Consider the following 23,396-nt stretch of genomic DNA (forward strand, 5'->3'; position numbering starts at 1 on the left):
GGCTACGCCTTACCCGGCCTACATATTGCACCCGTAGGCCGGGTAAGGCGTAGCCGCCACCCGGCATAAAACATTACCGCTTCGCGGTTAACTCCGCTATCCGCACGATCACCTGCACCGCTTTCTCCATCCCTTCCAGCGTCACGAACTCATGCTTGCCGTGGTAGTTATATCCACCGGTAAACAGGTTCGGGCACGGCAGGCCCATAAACGACAGCTGTGAACCATCGGTACCGCCACGGATCGGTTTCATCACCGGCTCGATGTCACAATCGCGCATCGCCTGCTGGGCGATATCAAGAATATGCGGATGCTCCATCACCTTATCGCGCATATTGTAATAGCTGTCTTCGATGATGAGTTCAATATAGCAATCCGGATGTAGCCCCTTGCCGACCTTTTTCGCGATCTCCATCATCTTACGTTTGCGTGCTTCAAAGGCTTTGCGGTCGAAATCGCGGACAATATAGTGCATCTGCGCGCTGTCCACGGTCCCCTTGATGCTGGTCAGATGATAAAAACCCTCATACCCTTCCGTCATCTCCGGGCTCTCTTCGGCGGGCACTTCCGCATGAATACGCGCAGCCAGCGACAGCGCATTCACCATCACCCCTTTCGCAGACCCCGGGTGCACGTTATTCCCGACGATTTTGATCGTTACCGATGCCGCGTTAAAGTTTTCATACTCCAGTTCACCCACGCCGCCACCGTCGACGGTGTAGGCCCACTGCGCGTTAAACGCCTCAACGTCAAAGTGTTTTGCGCCTTTTCCAACCTCTTCATCCGGCGTGAAGGCCACGCGGATATCGCCATGTGGGATATTTTTGCCCTTCAGCACCGCCAGCGCCGTCATGATCTCGGCGATGCCCGCTTTGTCATCGGCCCCCAGCAAGGTTTTGCCGTCAGTGGTGATTAACGTCTGCCCCAGCAGCTGATGCAGTACCGGGAACATCACCGGCGACAGCACTTCGTCGCCAATGCCCAGCGCAATATCACCGCCGCGATAGTTTTCAACAATCTGCGGGTTTACGTGTTTACCGCTAAAATCAGGTGAGGTATCGACATGAGAAATAAAGCCAATTGCCGGGATATCGCCGTCAATATTCGCCGGCAGCGTTCCCATCACGGTCCCTTTTTCGCTGAGCGTGACATCAACCAGCCCCATGGCCTCCAGCTGCTCTTTCAGCAGATTTAGCAGCTTCCACTGGCCTTCGGTGCTTGGCACCTGTCGGACCCCCGGCTTAGATTGGGTATCCAGCGAAACGTAATGTAAGAAACGCTCAAGTAGTTTATCCATGCAGTCACCCTCACTTTTTGTGACAACATTATCATTAAGCAGCAAAACGCAAATATTGCGTCAGGTCACTTTTATCCCGCAAACGAGAACTTTTTACGTTTATATCGTTGTGCGTTAATAAATGTAGCTTATGAATAAGTGAGAAGGATTGGCGATTCAATGGGTTTGCCGTAGAATGTCCGCCCTCATTACGAGTCACCAAGGTGGTTACACACAAACCCCGCTTCAGTCTGCTGCCTGAGGCGTCTATATGGGACAGCGCGAAAATTGAATACACAACCCCGTTCCCTTTCACCGCTGGTGCAACTGGAACGAATTCGTAAAAGTTTCGATGGCAAAGATGTCATTTCCGACCTTAATCTGACCATCAATGACGGTGAGTTTCTCACGCTGCTCGGCCCCTCCGGCTGCGGCAAAACCACCGTCCTGCGCCTTATCGCCGGGCTGGAAAGCGTCGATAACGGCCATATCCATCTTGAGAACCAGGACATAACCCAGGTTCCAGCCGAAGATCGCCACGTCAATACCGTCTTTCAGAGCTATGCCCTGTTCCCGCACATGACCGTGTTTGAGAACGTGGCGTTTGGCCTGCGGATGCAAAAAACACCGGCCAGCGAGATCCCACCTCGGGTTACCGAAGCCCTGCGCATGGTACAGCTGGAGGCGTTCGCCCAGCGCAAGCCGCATCAACTTTCCGGTGGTCAGCAGCAGCGTGTGGCCATTGCCCGCGCCGTGGTCAACAAACCTCGCCTGCTCCTGCTGGATGAATCCCTCTCCGCGCTGGACTACAAGCTGCGCAAGCAGATGCAGAACGAGCTGAAAGCGCTTCAGCGTAAGCTCGGCATCACGTTCGTGTTTGTCACGCACGATCAGGAAGAAGCCCTGACCATGTCAGACCGTATCGTGGTGATGCGCGACGGCAAGATTGAGCAGGATGGCACCCCGCGTGAAATTTACGAAGAGCCGAAAAACCTGTTCGTCGCCAGCTTTATTGGCGAAATCAATATCTTTAACGCCACGGTGATCGAGCGTCTGGACGAGCAGCGCGTTCGCGCGAACGTGGAAGGCCGCGAATGCAATATTACCGTCAACTTTGCCGTCGAGAAGGGGCAAAAGCTCAACGTCCTGCTGCGCCCGGAAGATCTCCGCGTTGATGAGATCCACGACACGGCTGACGTCGAAGGTCTGATCGGTTACGTTCGCGAACGCAACTACAAAGGGATGACCCTCGAATCCGTTGTGGAACTGGAAAACGGCAAAATGGTGATGGTCAGCGAGTTCTTTAACGAGGACGATCCGGACTTCGACCACTCGCTGGATCAGAAAATGGTCATCAACTGGGTAGAAAGCTGGGAGGTTGTACTGGCTGATGAAGAACACAAGTAAGTTCCAGAATGTGGTGATTGCCACGATCGTCGGTTGGCTTGTGTTGTTTGTCTTTCTACCCAACCTGATGATCATCGTAACCAGCTTCCTGACCCGCGACGACGCGAACTTCGTCGCGATGGTCTTTACGCTGGACAACTACGCGCGCCTGCTCGATCCGCTCTATTTTGACGTGCTGCTGCACTCGCTCAATATGGCGCTGATTGCTACCCTCGCCTGTCTGGTGCTGGGGTATCCATTCGCCTGGTTCCTGGCCCGCCTGCCGCAAAAAGTACGGCCGCTGCTGCTGTTTTTACTGATTGTACCCTTCTGGACCAACTCGTTAATCCGCATCTACGGGCTGAAAATCTTCCTCAGCACCAAAGGTTATCTGAACGAGTTTCTGCTGTGGCTGGGGGTGATCGAGACGCCGATCCGCATCATGTTCACCCCGGGCGCGGTGATTGTCGGCCTGGTCTATATCCTGCTGCCGTTTATGGTGATGCCGCTCTACTCCAGCATTGAAAAGCTCGATAAACCGCTGCTGGAAGCGGCGAAAGACCTGGGCGCCAGTAAGTTACAAACCTTTGTCCGCATCATTATTCCGCTGACCATGCCGGGTATTATCGCCGGCTGTCTGCTGGTCATGCTGCCTGCGATGGGCCTGTTCTACGTATCGGACCTGATGGGCGGGGCGAAAAACCTGCTGATCGGTAACGTGATTAAGAGCCAGTTCCTGAATATCCGCGACTGGCCGTTCGGCTCGGCCACCAGCATAACGCTGACGGTGGTGATGGGGCTGATGCTGCTGGTTTACTGGCGTGCATCACGCCTGCTGAATAAGAAGGTGGAGCTGGAATGATCGGTCGACTGCTTCGCGGCGGTTTTATGACCGCCATTTATGCGTATCTCTATATTCCGATAATCATTTTGATCGTGAACTCTTTTAACAGCTCACGCTTCGGGATCAACTGGCAAGGGTTTACCACCAAATGGTATGGCCTGCTGATGAACAATGACAGCCTGCTACAGGCCGCTCAGCACTCGCTGACGATGGCGGTATTCTCTGCCACCTTCGCGACGCTGATTGGCTCGCTGACCGCCGTGGCGCTGTACCGCTACCGTTTTCGCGGTAAGCCGTTCGTCAGTGGCATGCTGTTTGTGGTGATGATGTCCCCGGATATCGTGATGGCCATTTCACTGCTGGTGCTGTTTATGCTGCTGGGCGTCCAGCTCGGTTTCTGGTCGCTGCTGTTCTCGCATATCACCTTCTGTCTGCCGTTTGTGGTGGTAACCGTCTACGCGCGTCTGAAAGGGTTCGACGTACGCATGCTGGAAGCGGCGAAAGATCTGGGTGCGAGCGAGATGACCATTCTGCGCAAAATCATTCTGCCGCTGGCGATGCCCGCCGTGGCAGCAGGATGGCTGCTCAGCTTTACCCTGTCGATGGACGACGTGGTCGTGTCCTCCTTCGTCACCGGGCCGAGCTATGAAATTCTGCCGTTGAAGATCTACTCAATGGTTAAAGTCGGTGTTTCACCCGAAGTGAACGCGCTGGCGACTATTCTGTTGGTGTTATCGCTGGTTCTGGTAATTGCCAGCCAGGTTATTGCTCGTGATAAAACAAAATCTCAGGGGACACAGAAATGAAAAAAATGCTTGCCGCTGCGGCACTGGTGCTCGGAATGGGCGCCGCGCATGCTGATGACAGCAAAACGCTCTATTTCTACAACTGGACCGAGTATGTGCCGCCGGGCCTGCTGGAGCAGTTCACCAAAGAGACGGGCATCAAGGTGATCTATTCGACCTACGAGTCGAATGAAACCATGTACGCCAAGCTCAAAACCTATAAAGATGGCGCGTATGACCTGGTGGTGCCGTCGACCTATTTCGTCGACAAGATGCGCAAAGAAGGCATGATCCAGAAGATCGACAAAACGAAGCTAACCAATTTTTCAAACCTCGATCCTGAGATGCTAAACAAGCCGTTCGACCCGAACAACGACTACTCCATTCCGTACATCTGGGGCGCGACGGCAATTGGCGTCAACAGCGATGCCATTGATCCAAAAACGGTTTCATCCTGGGCTGACCTGTGGAAGCCGGAATACAAAAGCAGCCTGCTGTTAACCGACGATGCGCGCGAAGTGTTCCAGGTTGCGCTGCGTAAACTCGGCTATTCCGGTAACACCACCGATCCGAAAGAGATCGAAGCGGCGTATAACGAACTGAAAAAGCTGATGCCAAACGTGGCGTCGTTCAACTCGGATAACCCGGCTAACCCGTATATGGAAGGTGAAGTGAATCTGGGTATGGTCTGGAACGGCTCTGCGTTTGTGGCGCGTCAGGCCGGGACGCCGCTGGAGGTGGTCTGGCCGAAGGAGGGCGGCATCTTCTGGATGGACAGCCTCGCGATCCCGGCGAATGCGAAAAACGTCGAGGGCGCCCTGAAGCTGATCAATTTCCTGCTGCGCCCGGATGTGGCAAAAGAGGTGGCGGAAACCATCGGCTACCCGACGCCAAACCTGGCCGCGCGGAAGCTGCTCAGCCCTGAAGTGGCAAATGATAAATCGCTTTATCCGGACGCTGAAACCATCAGCAAAGGGGAATGGCAGAACGACGTCGGTGACGCGAGCCGCCTGTATGAAGAGTATTATCAGAAGCTAAAAGCAGGCCGTTAATGCATAACGGGCGACGCAATGTCGCCCGTTACTCTTACAGCCCCTTCAGGAGTTTATCCACAAAGGCTGGCACCACCTCGCTCGCCAGACCGTAATGTTTCTCTTCAAACTCGCTCCCAACCTGGCTTGGCTCCAGATTAAGCTCCACCGTATGGGCACCTTGCAGTCGCGCTTCGTGAACAAATCCTGCCGCCGGATAGACATGTCCTGAGGTACCAATGGCGATAAAGACGTCCGCCATAGCCAGGGCGCTGTAGATCTCATCCATTCCCAGCGGCATTTCGCCAAACCAGACCACATGCGGACGCAGACGCGAAGGGAACTGACAGCAGTGGCAGCGGTCTTCGTCCAGCACGTCCTCTTTCCAGTCCAGCACCTGACCACTCCATGCGCACCGCACCTTGAGCAGTTCGCCGTGCATGTGAATGATGTTGTGGTTTCCGGCCCTTTCGTGAAGATTGTCGATGTTCTGCGTGACCAGCAGAAAACGATCCCCCAGCGCTTCCTCCAGCTTTGCCAGCGCCAGGTGCGCCGCATTCGGCGCAATCTCCGGCTGCTGAAGCTGGCGACGGCGGGCGTTGTAGAACGCCTGTACCAGCGCCGGGTCGCGGGCGAAACCTTCCGGCGTCGCCACATCTTCAACTCGGTGTTCTTCCCACAGTCCGTCCGCCGCGCGGAAGGTCTGAATACCGGATTCGGCGGAGATCCCCGCCCCGGTCAACACCACCACTCTGGGTTTATCCATCGCTTCTGGCATCATCCTGTCTCTGAAAAAGATCCGCTGACGCAGGCGTTCACGTAAGCGGCGTTTATTTTTGCGAAAACGGCTGAGTCGACCCTGGCGACGCGACAGCATAATAACCTCGTAAACTAATCGGTGAGATGAAGGAATGCGGCTCCGCGCATGCCTCCTGCGTCCCCGTGTCGCGCGCGTTCAATGCGCGGCACGCGGGCGACCGGCAATAAATGTCGGGGCAGACGCCCGGACAACTGTTCCGTAATCGCAGTGAAATTTGACAGCCCTCCCCCGATCACCAGCAGATCCGGGTCGACGATGGTCAGGATATTCCCCAGGCACACGGCCAGCAGGTCGAGATAGCGTTCAACGTGCTCTCGCGCCTGCGCATCCCCTTGTTCCCACAGGGTAATGATTTGGGGGGCGTCATGTTTCTGATGATAGAAGTGTTCATAAAGCCATGCAAACCCACGGCCTGAAAGGTAACTCTCAATACAGCCGTGCTGACCACAACCGCAGCGGATCAACGGGAAATCACGTCCGACAACATCCAGCGCATCCACCGGCAGACGGATATGACCAAATTCGCCGGTAATGTAGCTGCGCCCGGTAATGGGCTTACCGTTAATGACTATCCCTCCCCCCACACCGGTTCCGAGAATCAAACCCATCACCAGCGGATAGCGACGAAACTCGTCGTCCCAGGCCTCTGAGAGAGCAAAACAGTTGGCATCGTTGTCTAAGCGCACGTCGCGCTCAAGGAGAGCAGAGAGATCGGCACGCAGCGGTTTGCCGCTGGCGGCAGGAACGTTGGCGGCATACAGCGTGCCATCGTCGGTTTCGGGCATACCCGGAATACCAATGCCGACGCTGCCTATGACGCCAAAGCGTTCATCCGCTTGCGCCACCAGCGCGGCAATGGCGGTTAAAAATTCATCGTAGCTTTCGCGCGGCGTGGGTACGCGGGTTTCCCATTGTAGCTTAAGGTCTTTATCGAACACGCCGAGCGCAATCTTGGTGCCGCCAATATCAAATCCGTAATACATGATGCATTCCTCTGTTTGATTCAGCGGCCAAAAGACCGCTAAACCATGACGAAATTACTGGCCACTTAATACCCTCGCCGGATCAATTCGGCTTGCGCGACGCGCCGGATACCAGCTTGCCAGCAGACTCAGTAAAAGTGCTGTAACCAGCACATAAATAACGTCCAGCCAGTGCAGTTCAGACGGCAGGAAGTCAATAAAATAGATATCGCCTGACAGGAACTGATGGCCAATAAGCGCTTCAATTCCGTTGATAATCGGCGTCAGCTGAAGGGAAACCACCACGCCGATCGCCACGCCGCAGAGGCTGCCAAACAGCCCCGCCAGCAAACCGTACCAAACGAAGATGGCGCGAATAAGACCGTCTTTCGCCCCTAAGGTACGCAGCACGGCGATGTCGCCGCTCTTATCCTTAACGGCCATGACCAGCGTCGAGACGATATTAAAACACGCCACCCCGATCACCAGCACCATCGCCAGATACATAATCGCGCGGATCATCTGGATATCACGGTACATATACCCGTAAGTGCCGATCCAGCTTTTGATGTAGACATAGTTATTGGTCACGCTGCCAGCGTCACGCACCAGTTTATTGGCGTTGAAGACGTCGTTAACCTTAATGGCAATGCCCGTCACGCTGTCGCTCATATCCAGATACTGGCGCGCATCTTCCAGCGGCACCATCGCGAAGCTGTGGTCGAGCTGGCCGCTCAGCTGCAAAATACCGGTGACGTGCAGACGTACGCGCTTAGGCTGCTGCAATTTGTGATCAGCGCTGGCGTTCGGGATCATGATCGAGACCCAGTCGCCCTGCTTCACCTTCAGCGCATCGGCAACGCCTTTGCCCATGATGATCTGCTGCTCGCCAGCCTTAAAGTTTGCCCATGCGCCATTTTGCACATAGCGCGGCAGCGCGCTCAGACGCTCTTCCTGACGAGGATTTACCCCTTTCACCTGAATGGCGCGCAGGTTTAACCCGCTCTCTACCAGCCCGGTAAAGTTGATGTAAGGTGCAGCCGCCGCAATGCCGGGCACCTTTTCCACTTTGTTAAGGGCATCACGCCAGCTGGACCACGGCTGGTTAACCGGCTCGATTTCACCGTGGGGGACAACGGCCAGAATGCGGTTATTCAGTTCACGCTCAAAGCCGTTCATGGCGCTTAAGCCCACGATCAACACCGCCACGCCCAGGGCGATACCGATGGTGGAGATCACGGAGATAAGGGATACCATCCCGCTCCGGCGACGACCGCGGCTAAAGCGTAACCCGATGAGTAACGATAACGGTGAAGCCATTACTCCGCTCCCATCAGCGTCAGTTCAGCATTCAGACGACCGTCGCGCATTTCCAGCTGACGCCCCATCCGCTTAGCCAGTTGTAAATCGTGGGTGACCACCAGAAACGCGGTTCCCTGCGCGGCGTTCAGTTCGCCGAGAAGCTGGAAAATGCTGTCTGCGTTACGCGCATCGAGGTTACCTGTCGGTTCGTCCGCCAGCACCAGGCGCGGGTTGTTGACCAGCGCACGGGCGATGGCCACACGCTGACGCTCACCGCCGGAAAGCTCAGACGGACGGTGATTTCCGCGATGACCCAGCCCTACCGCTTTTAGCATGTCGCTGGCGCGGGCATTAATTTCCGCAGGTTTCTTTTTACCAATCAGCAGCGGCATTGCGACGTTTTCCAGCGCCGTAAAGTCCGGCAGCAGATGGTGGAACTGATAGATAAAGCCCAGCTCGCGGTTACGCAGCTCGGCTTTCGCCGTAGACGACATTTTACTCAGCGGTTGCCCGGAGAAGATCACATCGCCTTCGGTTGGCGTGTCCAGCCCGCCAAGCAGGTGCAGCAACGTACTTTTACCGGAGCCAGAGCTACCGACAATCGCCATCATCTCGCCTTCGCCCACGCTAAAACTCACATTGTGCAACACGTCGGTCTGCACAGTGCCTTCCTGATAGCGTTTGGACAGGTTGTCGCACTGCAACAGGATCTTATTCATAACGTAAAGCCTCAGCGGGTTGAGTGGCGGCAGCCCGCCAGGAAGGATAAAGCGTAGAAAGCAGCGCAATGGCCATCGCGGCCAGCGCAATACCGACCACCTGGAGCGGCTCGATTGCCACCGGCAGCGCCGCGCCATCAAGCAGCGCGCCGATAATCGGCATGAGATTGTTGAGCTGGCTGGCGAGCAGCGCCCCCAGCGCCGCGCCGAGCAGCGCGCCGATGATGCCAGCGCTGGCGCCCTGGACCATAAATACCGCCATGATCTGGCGCGGAGTCAGCCCCTGAGTTTGCAGAATGGCGACTTCGCCTTGCTTCTCCATCACCATCAGCCCGAGCGAGGTGATGATATTAAACGCGGCAACGGCCACGATCAGGCTCAGCAGCAGCCCCATCATGTTTTTCTCCATGCGCACGGCCTGGAACAGTTCGCCCTTCCGGTCGCGCCAGTCCTGCCATTTCGTCCCTTCCGGTAGCGTCTGCTGGCTAAGGGTATCCACCTTCAGCGGCGCATCAAGCCACAGACGCCAGCCGGTGATATTTCCCGCCGGGTAGCGCATCAGACGCGAGGCGTCCTGAATGTTAACCAGCATCTGGTAACCATCAACTTCGCTGTTCGCCGCAAACGTGCCAATCACGTTGAACAGGCGCTGGCTTGGCAGACGCCCCATCGGCGTAAACTGACTGGCTGACGGCACCATCACGCGCAGCTGATCGCCACGGTTGACCCCGAGCTGCCCGGCAAGCTGCTCGCCGAGGATGACGTTGTATTTACCCGCTTCCAGGTCGGTTTGTTTCACATTGACCAGGAACGGCGTCAGCGGATCTTTTTGCGCCGGATCGATACCCAGCATTACCCCGACCGCCACGCTACGGGCGCTTTGCAGCACCACATCGCCCGTCGTGAGCGGCGCAACGCGCGTGACACCCTGTAACTTCACCGCGCTTTCCGGCAGCTGTTGCGGATTAACGGAACCCTGAGTGGAAGAGAGAACGGCCTGCGGCATCAGCCCCAGGATATTGTTTTGCAGCTCGCGCTCGAAGCCGTTCATGACGGAAAGCACCGTCACCAGTGCCATCACGCCAAGCGTAATGCCAATAGTCGAAAGCCAGGAGACAAAGCGACCGAAGCGGTCCGCGGCGCGCCCACGCATGTAACGTAAGCCTATAAAGAGTGCGACAGGTTGATACATGAAATCCGTCTGTTTGCTGATAGCAGACCCACGAGTATATAAGCGAATCCGCTAAGCGTAAATGACTGAAACCGTAAGATTCGGTAATCATTTTTCCGAAAAATTCAGATAAATCATCATGCTACTGACTGAACTTCCGCCAGACAGCCTCCACCTTTTCCGAAAATCGTCCTGATACAGACTGTTACCCGTTACATCAGGGTTTCATTTTACAACAATCGTCCTTTCGTTTATGGCAACAAGGTCGTCACGCACAATGAAACAAAAAGCATTATGGATTAACCAGATAAAAGGTCTGTGCATCTGCCTGGTGGTGATTTACCACTCGGTGATCACCTTTTATCCTCACCTGGACGGGCTACAGCATCCGTTATCGGGCCTGCTCGCCAAATGCTGGGTCTACTTTAATCTTTACCTTGCCCCGTTCCGTATGCCGGTGTTTTTCTTTATCTCCGGCTATTTGATCCGTCGATATATTGACGAGGTGAACTGGCGCACCAGTCTCGACAAGCGGATCTGGAGCATTGTCTGGGTTTTGGCCCTGTGGGGCGTCCTGCAATGGCAGGCGCTGACTCATCTGAATGCCTGGCTCGCCCCCGAGCGAGAGCTGGCGACAGCATCCAATGCGGCCTACGCCGATTCCGTTTCAGGGTTTGTACGGGGAATGCTCACGGCCAGCACCAGCCTATGGTATTTGTACGCCTTAGTGGTCTACTTTACGCTCTGTAAGCTGCTGAGCCGCTGGAAACTGCCGATGCTGGGGCTTCTGGCGCTGGCAAGCATCGCCATCAACTTCATGCCGTTACCGTGGTGGGGAATGAACAGCGTGGTGCGCAACATGGTCTACTACAGCCTCGGCGCATGGTACGGCGCGCAGTTGATGGCGTGGATGAAAGGGATGAATTTGCGCCGCAGCTGGCTGATCCTCATCGCCTCTGGTGCGGTGTCGGTGGTGCTGTGGTTCGCTAATGTCCCTCTGCCGCTCTCTCTGCTGTCAATCGTGGTTATCATGAAGCTCTTTTACAGCTTCGAGCAGCGTTATGCCGTTCATCCCAATAATCTGCTGAACGTCATCGGTTCAAACACCATCGCGATATATACCACCCACCGCATTTTAATCGAGGCATTTAGCCTGCTCCTGATCCGCGAAATGAATGCGGCGTACTGGCCGATCTGGGCGGAGTTAACGCTGATTCTGGTCTATCCGTTTATCAGCCTGCTCGTCTGCACGCTGGTTGGGCTGGGGGCACGTAAGCTCTCGACCGCCCTCTTTGGCGATCTTTTCTTCTCCCCTCCCGCGCGGCTTTCGCCCGTGCCCACGACCCGCTAACTAACCCTGTCCCATACGGGCTACAAAATAAGGCCTGCACAGACGGCTCCCTCTCCCTATGGGAGAGGGCTGGGGTGAGGGTGAACATACAGCTGTGGTGCTCGTTCCGTTCACCTTATGTTCCTTGCTATTCTATAACCGCACGAGCGGTGAACGTGCCAGGGTGGCTCAGTCGCCACCACCCTGGCAACCCGGGCTCCCGGCGGTAAATCGTCGCTTCGCGATACCCTCGGCTTATTCCTTCCGGCTATCGGGTCGGGCATGAGCCTGCATCCATGCAGGCCACGCCCTCTCGACGCATCCCTGCGCCTCGCCCCGGCCTTCAGGAAACGCCTCAGCGATTTACAGCCGGACCAGGGCATCGCTGAAAGCCCTCAGTTAGTCTGAAGACAACGTTATTGCTTCTGCTTTCAAATTACTGAGGAACCCTCTACCCATCCGGGGGCACTTTCCCTCTTGTGCGGTTACGATTTGCTTATGTAAAACGATCGAGGATAATAAAGACATTGCGTATCAGTGATATGCCCCAATACTGTTGGTATATCCCCAAGAGACTCTGACATAGCCATGCCTGAACACTATCGTTACTCCTTGCCTGTCAAAGCGGGCGACCAGCGCCAGCTGGGCGAACTCACGGGCGCGGCCTGCGCCACCCTGGTGGCGGAAATTGCTGAGCGGCATCCTGGGCCGGTGGTGCTGGTTGCCCCGGACATGCAAAACGCTCTGCGCCTGCACGACGAAATTCGTCAGTTCACCGATAGCCTGGTGTTCAGCCTGGCCGACTGGGAAACGCTTCCCTACGACAGTTTTTCTCCGCACCAGGAGATCATCTCTTCGCGCCTGTCGACGCTGTATCAGCTTCCCACCATGCAGCGCGGCGTGCTGATTGTACCGGTGAACACCCTGATGCAGCGCGTCTGTCCGCACAGCTATTTGCACGGCCATGCGCTGGTGATGAAAAAAGGCCAACGCCTGTCGCGCGATGCCCTGCGCGTGCAGCTGGACGGAGCCGGCTATCGACATGTCGACCAGGTGATGGAGCACGGCGAATATGCGACGCGCGGTGCGCTGCTGGATCTCTATCCGATGGGCAGCGATCGGCCATATCGTCTGGATTTCTTTGATGATGAGATCGACAGCCTGCGCGTGTTCGACGCTGACACCCAGCGCACGCTGGAGGAAGTGGACTCCATTAACCTACTGCCCGCCCATGAGTTCCCGACGGATAAAACCGCCATCGAGCTGTTCCGCAGCCAGTGGCGCGACAGGTTCGACGTGAAGCGCGATGCCGAACATATCTACCAGCAAGTCAGCAAGGGCACCCTTCCGGCCGGGATCGAGTACTGGCAGCCCCTGTTCTTTAACGAACCGCTGCCGGCGCTGTTCAGCTACTTCCCGGCGAATACGCTGATTGTTAACACCGGGGATATCGACGCCAGTGCCAGCCGCTTTGAAAGCGAAACGCGCGCCCGCTTTGAAAACCGGGGCGTTGACCCGATGCGTCCGCTGCTGCCGCCGGAAATGCTGTGGCTACGTACCGACGAGCTCAACGCCGAGCTGAAACGCTGGCCGCGCATGCAGCTCAAAACCGACGCGCTTGCCGAGAAGGCGGCGAACACCAATCTCGCGTTCCGGACGCTGCCTGATCTGGCCGTCCAGGCGCAGCAGAAATCCCCCCTTGATAATCTGCGCAAGTTTCTTGAGTCCTTCACCGGGCCGGTGGTCTTCTCCGTTGAAAGTGAGGGTCGCCGTGAAGCGCTGGGCGAACTGCTGGGACGGATCAAAGTTGCGCCGATGCGCATTCTTCGCCTGAGCGAAGCGACCGGAAATGGCCGTTACCTGATGATCGGCGCCGCCGAGCACGGATTCATTGATACGCTCAATAACCTGGCGTTGATTTGTGAAAGCGACCTGCTGGGCGAGCGCGTCGCGCGCCGTCGTCAGGACAGCCGTCGCACCATCAACCCGGACACCCTGATCCGTAACCTGGCCGAACTGCACCCCGGTCAGCCGATCGTTCACCTTGAACACGGGGTGGGTCGCTATCAGGGGATGACCACCCTCGAAGCAGGCGGCATCAAAGGTGAATACCTGATGCTGACCTACGCCAACGACGCCAAACTGTACGTGCCGGTGTCGTCCCTGCACCTGATCAGTCGCTACGCCGGGGGCGCGGAAGACAACGCGCCGCTGCATAAGCTGGGCGGCGATGCCTGGGCGCGCGCGCGCCAGAAGGCGGCGGAAAAAGTGCGCGACGTGGCCGCCGAGCTGCTGGATATTTACGCCCAGCATGCGGCCAAAGAGGGCTATGCGTTTAAGCATGATAAAGAGCAGTATCAGCTGTTCTGCGACAGCTTCCCGTTTGAAACTACGCCGGATCAGGCCCAGGCCATTAACGCCGTGCTGAGCGACATGTGCCAGCCGCTGGCCATGGACCGCTTGGTCTGCGGTGACGTGGGCTTCGGCAAAACCGAAGTGGCGATGCGTGCCGCCTTCCTGGCGGTGGAAAACAACAAGCAGGTGGCGGTGCTGGTGCCGACTACCCTCCTCGCCCAGCAGCACTTCGACAACTTCCGCGACCGCTTCGCCAACTGGCCGGTGCGCATTGAGATGCTGTCGCGTTTTCGCAGCGCCAAAGAGCAGACGCAAATCCTGGAACAGGCAAGCGAAGGCAAAATTGATATTCTGATCGGCACTCACAAGCTGCTGCAAAGCGACGTGAAGTGGAAAGATCTGGGGCTGCTGATCGTGGATGAAGAGCACCGCTTCGGGGTGCGCCATAAAGAGCGCATCAAAGCGATGCGCGCCGACGTCGACATTCTGACCCTGACCGCAACGCCGATCCCGCGCACCCTGAACATGGCGATGAGCGGCATGCGCGATCTGTCGATAATCGCCACCCCACCGGCGCGCCGTCTGGCGGTGAAAACCTTTGTTCGCGAGTACGACAATCTGGTGGTGCGCGAGGCGATCCTGCGCGAAGTGCTGCGCGGCGGCCAGGTGTATTACCTGTATAACGACGTTGAAAATATTCAGAAAGCCGCCGACAGGCTGGCAGAACTGGTACCGGAAGCGCGCATCGCCATTGGTCACGGCCAGATGCGCGAGCGCGAGCTGGAGCGGGTGATGAACGATTTCCACCATCAGCGTTTCAACGTGCTGGTGTGTACCACCATCATTGAGACCGGGATCGACATTCCGACGGCGAACACCATCATCATCGAACGTGCGGATCACTTCGGCCTGGCCCAGCTGCACCAGCTGCGCGGGCGCGTCGGGCGCTCGCACCATCAGGCCTACGCCTGGCTGCTGACGCCGCATCCGAAGGCGATGACCACCGACGCGCAAAAGCGTCTGGAAGCTATCGCCTCGCTGGAAGATCTGGGTGCTGGCTTTGCGCTGGCGACCCACGACCTGGAGATCCGCGGCGCCGGTGAGCTGCTGGGTGAAGACCAGAGCGGCTCCATGGAAACCATCGGTTTCTCGCTGTATATGGAGCTGCTGGAAAATGCCGTCGACGCGCTTAAAGCAGGACGTGAACCGTCTCTGGAAGATCTCACCAGCCAGCAGACCGAAGTGGAACTGCGCATGCCTTCTCTGCTGCCGGATGATTTTATTCCTGACGTGAATACCCGTCTGTCGTTCTACAAACGCATTGCCAGCGCGAAAAGCGAAGGCGAGCTGGAAGAGATCAAAGTCGAACTGATTGACCGTTTTGGGATATTGCCCGATGCGGCGCGCAACCTGCTGGATATTGCCCGCCTGCGTCAGCAGGCGCAGAAACTGGGCATTCGCAAGCTTGAAGGCAATGAGAAAGGCGGCGTCATTGAGTTTGCCGAGAAGAACCACGTCGATCCGATGTGGCTGATTGGCCTCCTGCAAAAACAGCCGCAGCATTTCCGTCTTGATGGCCCGACGCGTCTGAAATTTACTCAGGATCTGACGGAACGTAAAACCCGCATGGACTGGGTGCGTAACTTTATGCGTCAGCTGGAAGAGAACGCCATCGCATAACGGTATCCCCCGCCAGCGCCCGGCTGGCGGGGGGACAATTTACAAACTCTTTGCACTTCGCCCGAACTTCCCGACTATACATTCGCCATAATTATCATTAACGCCTTATAAAACAATAACCTTATCATTTGTATGGATTATGATAATGATGATTTCTTCGCGTTTTACCCGCTGGTTAACTCTGTTTGCGCTGGCCGCGACGGTTGCCGTCGCGCTCCATGCTCGCGCCAATACCTGGCCTCTTCCGCCTGCCGGCAGCAATGTCGTAGGTGAAAACCGCTTTCACGTGGTTGAAAACGATGGCGGTTCGCTGGAAGCGATTGCCAAAAAATATAACGTCGGGTTCCTGGCGCTGTTGCAGGCCAACCCGGGCGTAGATCCATACGTGCCCCGGGCAGGCAGCGTACTGACGATTCCGCTGCAAACCATCCTGCCGGACGCGCCGCGTCAGGGCATTGTGATTAACCTCGCCGAGCTGCGTCTGTATTACTACCCGCCGGGCAAGAACGAAGTGACCGTCTACCCTATCGGTATTGGTCAGTTGGGGGGCGATACGCTCACGCCTACCATGGTCACCACCGTCTCTGATAAGCGCGCTAATCCAACCTGGACCCCGACGGCAAACATTCGCGCCCGTTATAAAGCTCAAGGTATCGACCTGCCTGCCGTGGTGCCTGCTGGCCCGGATAATCCGATGGGGCACCATGCGATTCGCCTGGCGGCATACGGTGGGGTTTATCTTCTGCACGGAACGAATGCGGATTTCGGGATCGGGATGCGCGTCAGCTCCGGCTGCATTCGCCTGCGCGATGACGATATCAAAACGCTCTACCGCGTGATCGCCCCTGGCACGAAAGTGAATATCATTAATACGCCGGTTAAAGTGTCTGAAGAGCCGGGTGGCGTCCGTCTGGTTGAGATCCACCAGCCGCTATCGAAAAACATCAATGACGATCCGCAGACGCTGCCGATTAATCTGAATGCCTCGATGGTGAGCTTTAAAACGAATGCCAATACCGATGGCGCGGTGATGGAGCGGGCGATGGAAGCGCGCTCGGGGATGCCAACCGATGTCACGCGGCATCATGAGGTTGCTCAGCAATCAATGTAAAGCAGTAATAACGACAAACGCCCTGCATCAGCAGGGCGTTTTTTATTGCAGTGGCATAACGGAGGGTTGCGTTACGCTTATTTGTAGATAACAGCGGTACCGTGCAGGGTGTTAGGACCGGTCACAGAGGTGATGCGGAATGATTTCGCACCCATTTCGTCAGCTTTTTGTGCCAGCTGATCTTCCAGAGAGCCCAGATTAGTCCCGGCAGTGGCAGAGATGGTACCGACTTTCTGCTGGTCTGCTGGCGTGGATTGCACTTCAACAGCAGCGAAGCTTGCGAAAGAGAGTGAGCTCAGAACGGCGGCAGCGATGAGGGTTTTAACGTTTTTCATGATTTTATACCTTTAGGCAGATGATGTAGTGGTCGTTAGTTATTTAGTTAACGATCGATAGGTAAATGATAGATGTGATCCAGGTCACACGTCAACCCATTTTTATAATGGTCGTTAAATTAATTTCATTTGCCTTATATTTCATAAAGATAAAATTAAATTATTTTTCAGAAATCACCGCTGGTCGTTGCAGACGTTTATTTTTATAATGACTATTCAACAAAACAACAGAGGACCAACGGCACATGACAACCGATGTCACGCGTTGCGCGAAGAAAAGCCGTGGCCGACCAAAAGTGTTCGACAGGGATGCGGCGCTCGATAAGGCCATGACGCTCTTCTGGCAGCATGGGTATGAAGCCACGTCGCTTTCCGATCTCGTGGAAGCAACGGGCGCGAAAGCCCCTACCCTGTACGCAGAGTTCACCAACAAAGAAGGCTTATTCCGGGCCGTTCTGGACAGATACATCGCGCGCTTCGCGGCAAAACATGAAGCCCAGCTGTTCTGCGAAGAAAAAACGGTTGAGCAGGCATTGCAGGATTATTTCACGGCAATCGCGACCTGCTATACCAGCAAGGACACGCCTGCGGGCTGTTTTATGATCAACACCTCCGCGACCCTCGCGGCATCGTCTAAAGAGATTGCCAACACGGTCAAATCGCGACATGCGATGCAGGAGGAGACGCTCAGCACGTTTCTGGCTCAGCGTCAGCAGCGCGGCGAAATACCGGCGCATTGCCCTCCGCAGGAGCTTTCCCAGTATCTGAGCTGTATTTTACAGGGGATGTCCATCAGCGCCCGTGAAGGCGCGACGCTGGAAAAATTGCAGGGGATTACGCAAACAACGCTGCGCCTGTGGCCTGAACTTCTTAAACTTTGACGCAAAAAAAAAGCTCCTCAGCCTGAGCGCATGAGGAGCTAAGTTCAGAGAACATCTTTTTTACACTTTGTTATTCAGTATCAGCTGACCGTTGCTGTCGAGAGGGATCTGCGTGCCAGGATCTTTATCCATGCGGATTTTGCCCTGCTGATCGCCAATTTTGTAGGTTACGTCGTAGCCCAACATTTTTTCAGACTTGTCATACACGGTTTTACAGCGCTGCTGCGTTGTGGTGTAGGTATCATTTTCCTGCATCGCGCCCTGTACCTGGTTACCGGCATAACCGCCACCCAGCGCACCAACCACCGTCGCGACATCCTTACCACGGCCGCCACCAAACTGATGACCAATCACCCCACCAGCAACCGCGCCCAGCACGGAGCCAGCGATACGGTTTTCATCCTGAACCGGACGACGGTGGGTGACAGAAACATTACGGCACTCCTGACGAGGCGTCTTGACCGTCTCTTTGATCGGTGTAGCGGAAACCACCTGCGCATACTGCGGGCCACGATCAAGTACGTTCAGACTGGCAACGGCAGCCACACCTAACGCAGCTGCGACGCCAATCCCTATACCCGCCAACATTGATTTATTCACGGGACTTCCTCCTTTGTTGCAATTGGTAGCAATTTTGCAGCGCAATAAACGCTTCGCCAATAAGATAAAGGATCAAAATCAGGGCTGTTGACCGGGACAACGTGGGTTTAAGAGAACTCTTAAGCGTCAGGAGGGAAATGCACAGCATGATGTGCTAAGAATTCCCTCCGGAGGGCCCGGAGGGAGAGAGAAATTAGTGCAGCTTCAGGCGTGGACGGATCACGCGGTTGATGCGGCCAACCAGCATCATCAGGCCGGTTTTGAAGTAGCCGTGCAGCGCAATCTGGTGCATACGGTACAGAGAAATGTACACGAAGCGGGCGATGCGCCCTTCCACCATCATGGAGCCGCGCATCAGGTTACCCATCAGGCTGCCCACGGTGGAGAAGTTTGAGAGCGACACCAGAGAGCCGTGGTCTTTGTAGACATAGGCTTTCATCGGTTTGCCTTTCATCTGCGCCAGGATGTTATGCAGCACGAGGCTTGCCATCTGGTGCGCGGCCTGGGCGCGAGGCGGTACAAATCCGCCTTCCGGACGTGCGCAGGAGGCACAGTCGCCAATGGCGAAGATGTCCGGATCGCGCGTGGTTTGCAGCGTCGGCTCTGTCACCAGCTGGTTAATGCGGTTCGTCTCCAGCCCACCGATATCTTTCATGAAATCAGGCGCTTTGATCCCCGCAGCCCAAACCATCAGGTCGGCCTGGATATATTCGCCGTCTTTGGTATGCAGGCCGCCCTCATCCGCGCTGGTCACCATGGTCTGGGTCAGCACGCGCACGCCCAGTTTGGTCAGCTCGTTGTGCGCCGCGCCGGAAATACGCGGCGGCAGCGCAGGCAGAATACGTTCACCTGCTTCCACCAGCGTCACATTCAGCGCTTCGTTAGTCAGCCCTTTGTAGCCGTAGCTGTGCAGCTGTTTGACCGCATTGTGCAACTCCGCCGATAATTCAACGCCCGTTGCGCCGCCGCCCACGATAGCAATGTTGACCTTGCCGTTAGCACCCATGTTATTGGTGTACTTCAGGAACAGGTTAAGCATCTCCTGATGGAAACGACGCGCCTGATGCGGGTTATCCAGGAAGATGCAGTGCTCTTTTACGCCTGGGGTGTTGAAATCATTGGAGGTACTGCCCAGGGCCATCACCAGCGTGTCATAGGCCAGCTTGCGCTCAGGAACCAGCAACTCGCCTTTATCATCACGCAGCTCAGCCAGCGTGATGGTTTTGTTTTCACGATTGATATCCACCACCGAACCCAGCTGGAACTGGAAATGGTGGTTACGCGCATGCGCCAGATAGCTCAGCGCATCCACGCCCTCATCCAGCGACCCGGTCGCCACTTCGTGCAGTAACGGCTTCCACAGATGACTGTGGTTACGATCCACCAGCGTGATTTTGGCTTTCTTACCGCGACCCAGCTTCTTACCCAGCTGTGTCGCCAGCTCCAGTCCGCCAGCACCACCGCCGACAATCACTATCTTTTTCAATGGCGTAGTCAACGTGACCCCCTCAAATTATTAACCAATTGTTAATTAAAAGTTATATAAATAACCCTTAATTAACAACAGGTTACTGCGCTGAAACCATTCAGATTCATTGAGAATAGCACGTCAGGCGCATTGGTCATACCAAAATTGATATGTATCAAGTTTTGATGGTTTAAAAGTAGACAACTCTGACAAAAAAGAGGCCCGGTACGCTTTCACGTACCGGGCCTTTATCAGGTTCAGGGAGATCAGCCCAGCGTTTTAAAGGCTTTAATACGCTGCAAGTGCGGGGAAATGTTTTTGAACTTGTGGGTCTGCTCTTCGTCCCAGACAATTTCGTAGTAATGGTGCAGAAGCTCGGCGGCGCGGGAGCTGTTCAGCGCTTCATCGTTGCGGGAGAGGATCACCAGACACCGATCGCGGTTCTTTTCACGGAAATTGCTCACGCATTTAGTTGCGATGTCGGCGTACTCCTCCGGGCGATCGATTTTGCCTTCCATGTTTTCGTTCGGAAAGAGGTTAGGATTAAAAATGACCTGACGGATATCGCACAAAAAACCGATGCGCTCTGCCCAGTATCCTCCTAACCCCACGCCGCAGATCAGCGGGCGATCGTCGATATTGAGCTGCAACATTTTATCCACTTCTTTAAGCAGATGCTGCATGTCATGCTTCGGATGACGCGTGCTGTAACTGATCAGCCGGACATCCGGATCGATAAACTGCAATTGCAGCACTTTCTCATGATTACCAGGACTGTTTGAGTCAAAACCGTGTAAATAGATGATCATCGTCTCACCACGCTACGCCTTCCGGGATGAATTAAAGGGCTGCTTTATGTGCCTGCCAGCGCTCGTTCAGGGCTTCAAGCCGCGCGTTTACCGTTTTCCATCGCGCCGAGTCCATCAGCTCCTGACGACTAAATGAACCTTTATGATACAATTGTGTAACACGTTCAGCATTGATCGGCGACAGGTTATCCAGCACGCTCACCGCCCCTTTACGATTATTGCAGACGAGGATCATATCGCAACCCGCATCCAGCGAAGCCTGCCCACGTTCAGCATAGCTTCCCATGATCGCCGCCCCTTCCATGGATAAATCGTCAGAGAAAATTACGCCATTGAAGCCTAATTCCTGACGCAGTACGGTTTTCAGCCAGTGTGGAGAGCCGCTGGCCGGACGCGGATCGACCTCACTGTAGATGACGTGCGCAGGCATGATGGCATCCAGCTTGTTATCAGCGATCAGCGAGCGGAAAACCGACATGTCTTTAGCGCGAATGTCTGCTTCCGGGCGCGGATCGCGCGGGGTTTCTTTATGGGAATCCGCCGTCACCGCCCCGTGGCCCGGGAAATGTTTGCCGGTGGTTTTCATGCCCGCAGCATGCATACCGTCAATAAAGCGCGTCGCCATTGCCAGCGCAATACGCGGATCGTCATGATACGAACGCTCACCAATTGCCGCGCTAATGTGTCCTACGTCCAGCACCGGGGCGAAGCTGATGTCGATATCCATGGCGATCATCTCGCTGGCCATCAGCCAGCCGGCGTCCTGCGCCAGTTGACCGCCCTCTTCGATCCCCAGCAGCGCAGCAAAAGATTGCGCGGCGGGTAAACGGGTAAACCCTTCGCGGAAACGCTGCACACGCCCACCTTCCTGGTCTACGGCCACCACCAGGTGATTGCGCGACGCCGCACGGATCTGGCGAACCAGCTCACGCAACTGCTCCGGATCATGATAATTGCGGGTGAAAAGAATCAGCCCCCCTACCAGCGGATGCGCCAGAATTTCGCGCTCTTCCGCATCCAGCTCAAACCCTTCGACATCCAACATTACTGGACCCACACCTACCTCTCTTATCCTTTCGTTTGTAACTGACGCCAGGCATCATTTGCCAGCGCAATAAATTGTTTGTCATCTGTCTGCTGAAGGCGCATTTCAAACCATCCCGCCATCAGCATCAACACCCACGGACGCCAGCGCGCGACCTGCCGCGCAAGGGTGAGCGCATTGATGTTGGCGTTTCGGGCATAGGCGGTTATCAGCTGCTCGCGTGACGCCTCATCAGGCATCCAGACCGCAGCGAGTTCGAGCGCCACGTCACCGTCTCCGGCATATTCCCAGTCGATAAGTTTCTCGCCTGCCGTGGTATGAACGATATTACCCGCGTGGACATCCATATGCAGCGGCGCCAGACGTAACGCCTGCGGCTCTCCCGCTCTGCGTAGCCGCTTAAGCTGCGCCAGCCAGTAGGGCGTGCGTCGTCCAGGCGCAGCCTGCTGCCAGTAGTGATCCAGCAAAGGAAGTAACGTTACCCGCCAGCCCAGACGCGGCTGGCGATGCAGATGATACAGCATGGCTGCAAGCGCAGGCGTATCGGGAAGCTCGCTTTTGATCTCACCCGCAATAAACGCCACCGCCATCCAGTCTCTGATAAAGAGATGAGGTTGTGGCGCAAGGTCGGCGGGCAGGCGCTTCAGGGCGCGGAACTGGCGACGAAAATGGGAGGCAGGCGCGGCGGCATCGTGATGCTGACGTAAAACCAGCCGATGGTCGCCACGCTCAATAATGCAACTCGCGCCGCCAAGCCCGGCGGGGGCTTGCGGCGCGATAACACGGTACTGAGGGAAATAACGCGTCAGGACGTCATGACGCGTGCGCTTATTGTTGCGTAACGGCACCTTTACCTGACCAGATAATTTCGCCGGTCTGAACCAGCATTAACTGCATCTGCAACGACGGCGTGTTCACGTTGCCTGTCGCGTTAGAATAAAGGACATACTGCGCGCCAACGTTGCGGGCAATACCCATCGCTTTACTGCGCGAACCCAGGCTGTCCTGAGGCGACAGACCAAGCTGCTGCTTGGCGACTGCGAGCTGCTGAGCTGAGACCAGCGTAAATTTACCGTTGTTTGCCAGCGCGTTGCGCAGGGTTTCCGTCGCTTCTCCCGCATTCAGGGAACCGTTTGTACGGTTGTTCACGCTGTCCACCAGCAGCACGCTGCCGGGCGTAACGCCCTGTGCCTGCAACATTTTGCCCACCATCGGCTGCATCGCGCCGTTCCAGTCATAGTGGCGTACTCGCGGCGCAGGCTGTGCGGTGTCGTCCGGATGTTCGATCGGGCCAGGCTGCGCCGGAATGGTCGGTACAGACGGCACGGTTGGAACAGGCTGCGCTGGCGTTGTTGGCTGTTCCGTTCCCGGCTTCGCCTGATCTACCGGTGCTGGTTCTTCCGTTCGCGTCACACAACCCGCCAGAAAGAGTGCAAAAGCACTCAGGAGCGCATAACGGCTCATTGTTTTAATCAAGGTTCACTCC

The 23,396-nt window shown here is 56.0% G+C and carries 21 protein-coding genes; 8 read left to right on the forward strand and 13 right to left on the reverse strand.

Annotated elements, in window-relative coordinates; genetic code table 11:
• Positions 1-73: 73 nt before the first annotated feature.
• On the reverse strand, positions 74-1,297 hold the full coding sequence (pepT, locus tag SK62_RS12400) for a peptidase T (protein ID WP_006809220.1): 1,224 nt from the start codon (positions 1,295-1,297) through the stop codon (positions 74-76).
• Between the two features lie 237 nt (positions 1,298-1,534).
• Here pepT and potA point away from each other — a divergent pair, with 237 nt between their 5' ends.
• The 4 genes from potA to potD are packed head-to-tail and all read left to right on the forward strand — an operon-like array spanning position 1,535 to position 5,343.
• Entirely contained in the window at positions 1,535-2,683 is a 1,149-nt protein-coding gene (gene potA / locus SK62_RS12410) for a spermidine/putrescine ABC transporter ATP-binding protein PotA (protein ID WP_162837914.1), read from the forward strand.
• The gene (gene potB, locus SK62_RS12415) at positions 2,667-3,524 is read left to right on the forward strand and encodes a spermidine/putrescine ABC transporter permease PotB (RefSeq protein ID WP_017693625.1); all 858 of its coding nucleotides are present in this window, start codon (positions 2,667-2,669) and stop codon (positions 3,522-3,524) included. Before potA ends, potB begins: the two co-directional genes overlap by 17 nt.
• Positions 3,521-4,312 carry a spermidine/putrescine ABC transporter permease PotC gene (gene potC / locus SK62_RS12420; RefSeq protein ID WP_015570805.1) on the forward strand — a complete coding sequence of 264 codons (792 nt, stop codon included), beginning with the start codon at positions 3,521-3,523 and terminating at the stop codon, positions 4,310-4,312. The genes potB and potC overlap by 4 nt, the downstream gene beginning before the upstream one ends.
• A complete protein-coding gene (gene potD, locus SK62_RS12425) occupies positions 4,309-5,343 on the forward strand; it encodes a spermidine/putrescine ABC transporter substrate-binding protein PotD (protein WP_047719364.1) in 1,035 nt (344 codons plus the stop codon). The genes potC and potD overlap by 4 nt, the downstream gene beginning before the upstream one ends.
• Positions 5,344-5,377: 34 nt before the next feature.
• Here the strand turns inward: potD and cobB are convergent, their stop codons facing one another.
• From cobB to lolC, 5 genes are read right to left on the reverse strand one after another with little or no spacing between them, the layout of a single operon-like run.
• Positions 5,378-6,199, reverse strand: coding sequence for a Sir2 family NAD+-dependent deacetylase (gene cobB / locus SK62_RS12430; RefSeq protein ID WP_006809226.1), 822 nt, complete (start codon positions 6,197-6,199; stop codon positions 5,378-5,380).
• 14 nt (positions 6,200-6,213) lie between these two features.
• Positions 6,214-7,125 carry an N-acetylglucosamine kinase gene (gene nagK / locus SK62_RS12435; protein WP_015570807.1) on the reverse strand — a complete coding sequence of 304 codons (912 nt, stop codon included), beginning with the start codon at positions 7,123-7,125 and terminating at the stop codon, positions 6,214-6,216.
• 54 nt (positions 7,126-7,179) lie between these two features.
• On the reverse strand, positions 7,180-8,424 hold the full coding sequence (gene lolE, locus SK62_RS12440; RefSeq protein WP_047719363.1) for a lipoprotein-releasing ABC transporter permease subunit LolE: 1,245 nt from the start codon (positions 8,422-8,424) through the stop codon (positions 7,180-7,182).
• On the reverse strand, positions 8,424-9,125 hold the full coding sequence (lolD, locus tag SK62_RS12445) for a lipoprotein-releasing ABC transporter ATP-binding protein LolD (RefSeq protein WP_015570809.1): 702 nt from the start codon (positions 9,123-9,125) through the stop codon (positions 8,424-8,426). Before lolD ends, lolE begins: the two co-directional genes overlap by 1 nt.
• Positions 9,118-10,317, reverse strand: coding sequence for a lipoprotein-releasing ABC transporter permease subunit LolC (lolC, locus tag SK62_RS12450; RefSeq protein ID WP_017384712.1), 1,200 nt, complete (start codon positions 10,315-10,317; stop codon positions 9,118-9,120). Before lolC ends, lolD begins: the two co-directional genes overlap by 8 nt.
• Before the next feature lie 256 nt (positions 10,318-10,573).
• On the opposite strand from lolC, the gene SK62_RS12455 reads away from it, so the two are divergent.
• The 3 genes from SK62_RS12455 (at position 10,574) to SK62_RS12465 (ending at position 16,772) form a co-directional block, all read left to right on the forward strand.
• Positions 10,574-11,647 (forward strand): acyltransferase family protein, encoded by a 1,074-nt coding sequence (locus SK62_RS12455; RefSeq protein WP_047719362.1) that lies wholly within the window; start codon positions 10,574-10,576, stop codon positions 11,645-11,647.
• A 567-nt stretch (positions 11,648-12,214) separates the two neighbouring features.
• Positions 12,215-15,661, forward strand: a complete 3,447-nt coding sequence (mfd, locus tag SK62_RS12460; RefSeq protein ID WP_048249581.1) for a transcription-repair coupling factor — start codon at positions 12,215-12,217, stop codon at positions 15,659-15,661.
• A 145-nt stretch (positions 15,662-15,806) separates the two neighbouring features.
• Entirely contained in the window at positions 15,807-16,772 is a 966-nt protein-coding gene (locus tag SK62_RS12465) for a L,D-transpeptidase LdtC (protein ID WP_047719360.1), read from the forward strand.
• 77 nt (positions 16,773-16,849) lie between these two features.
• Here the strand turns inward: SK62_RS12465 and bhsA are convergent, their stop codons facing one another.
• Positions 16,850-17,107, reverse strand: a complete 258-nt coding sequence (bhsA, locus tag SK62_RS12470; RefSeq protein WP_006809234.1) for a multiple stress resistance protein BhsA — start codon at positions 17,105-17,107, stop codon at positions 16,850-16,852.
• Positions 17,108-17,352: 245 nt separating this feature from the next.
• On the opposite strand from bhsA, the gene SK62_RS12475 reads away from it, so the two are divergent.
• Positions 17,353-17,988 carry a TetR/AcrR family transcriptional regulator gene (locus SK62_RS12475; RefSeq protein ID WP_047719359.1) on the forward strand — a complete coding sequence of 212 codons (636 nt, stop codon included), beginning with the start codon at positions 17,353-17,355 and terminating at the stop codon, positions 17,986-17,988.
• Positions 17,989-18,048: 60 nt separating this feature from the next.
• Here SK62_RS12475 and SK62_RS12480 read toward each other — a convergent pair whose 3' ends face one another.
• From SK62_RS12480 to lpoB, 6 genes are all read right to left on the reverse strand, one after another.
• Positions 18,049-18,588 (reverse strand): glycine zipper 2TM domain-containing protein, encoded by a 540-nt coding sequence (locus SK62_RS12480; RefSeq protein WP_017384715.1) that lies wholly within the window; start codon positions 18,586-18,588, stop codon positions 18,049-18,051.
• Between the two features lie 193 nt (positions 18,589-18,781).
• Positions 18,782-20,086: an NAD(P)/FAD-dependent oxidoreductase gene (locus SK62_RS12485; protein ID WP_017693633.1), complete on the reverse strand. Its 1,305-nt coding sequence runs from the start codon at positions 20,084-20,086 to the stop codon at positions 18,782-18,784.
• 236 nt (positions 20,087-20,322) lie between these two features.
• Positions 20,323-20,865 (reverse strand): alpha/beta hydrolase YcfP, encoded by a 543-nt coding sequence (ycfP, locus tag SK62_RS12490; RefSeq protein ID WP_006809239.1) that lies wholly within the window; start codon positions 20,863-20,865, stop codon positions 20,323-20,325.
• 31 nt (positions 20,866-20,896) lie between these two features.
• Complete coding sequence (gene nagZ, locus SK62_RS12495) at positions 20,897-21,922, reverse strand: beta-N-acetylhexosaminidase (protein ID WP_003857934.1); 1,026 nt, start codon at positions 21,920-21,922, stop codon at positions 20,897-20,899.
• Positions 21,923-21,933: 11 nt separating this feature from the next.
• Positions 21,934-22,758, reverse strand: a complete 825-nt coding sequence (gene thiK, locus SK62_RS12500) for a thiamine kinase (RefSeq protein WP_017384718.1) — start codon at positions 22,756-22,758, stop codon at positions 21,934-21,936.
• Positions 22,739-23,383 carry a penicillin-binding protein activator LpoB gene (gene lpoB, locus SK62_RS12505; RefSeq protein ID WP_085939398.1) on the reverse strand — a complete coding sequence of 215 codons (645 nt, stop codon included), beginning with the start codon at positions 23,381-23,383 and terminating at the stop codon, positions 22,739-22,741. Before lpoB ends, thiK begins: the two co-directional genes overlap by 20 nt.
• Between the last annotated feature and the right edge of the window lie 13 nt (positions 23,384-23,396).

Origin of the sequence: Enterobacter sp. BIDMC109 (genome assembly GCF_001037885.1) — a bacterium.
Lineage (GTDB): Bacteria > Pseudomonadota > Gammaproteobacteria > Enterobacterales > Enterobacteriaceae > Enterobacter > Enterobacter hormaechei_C.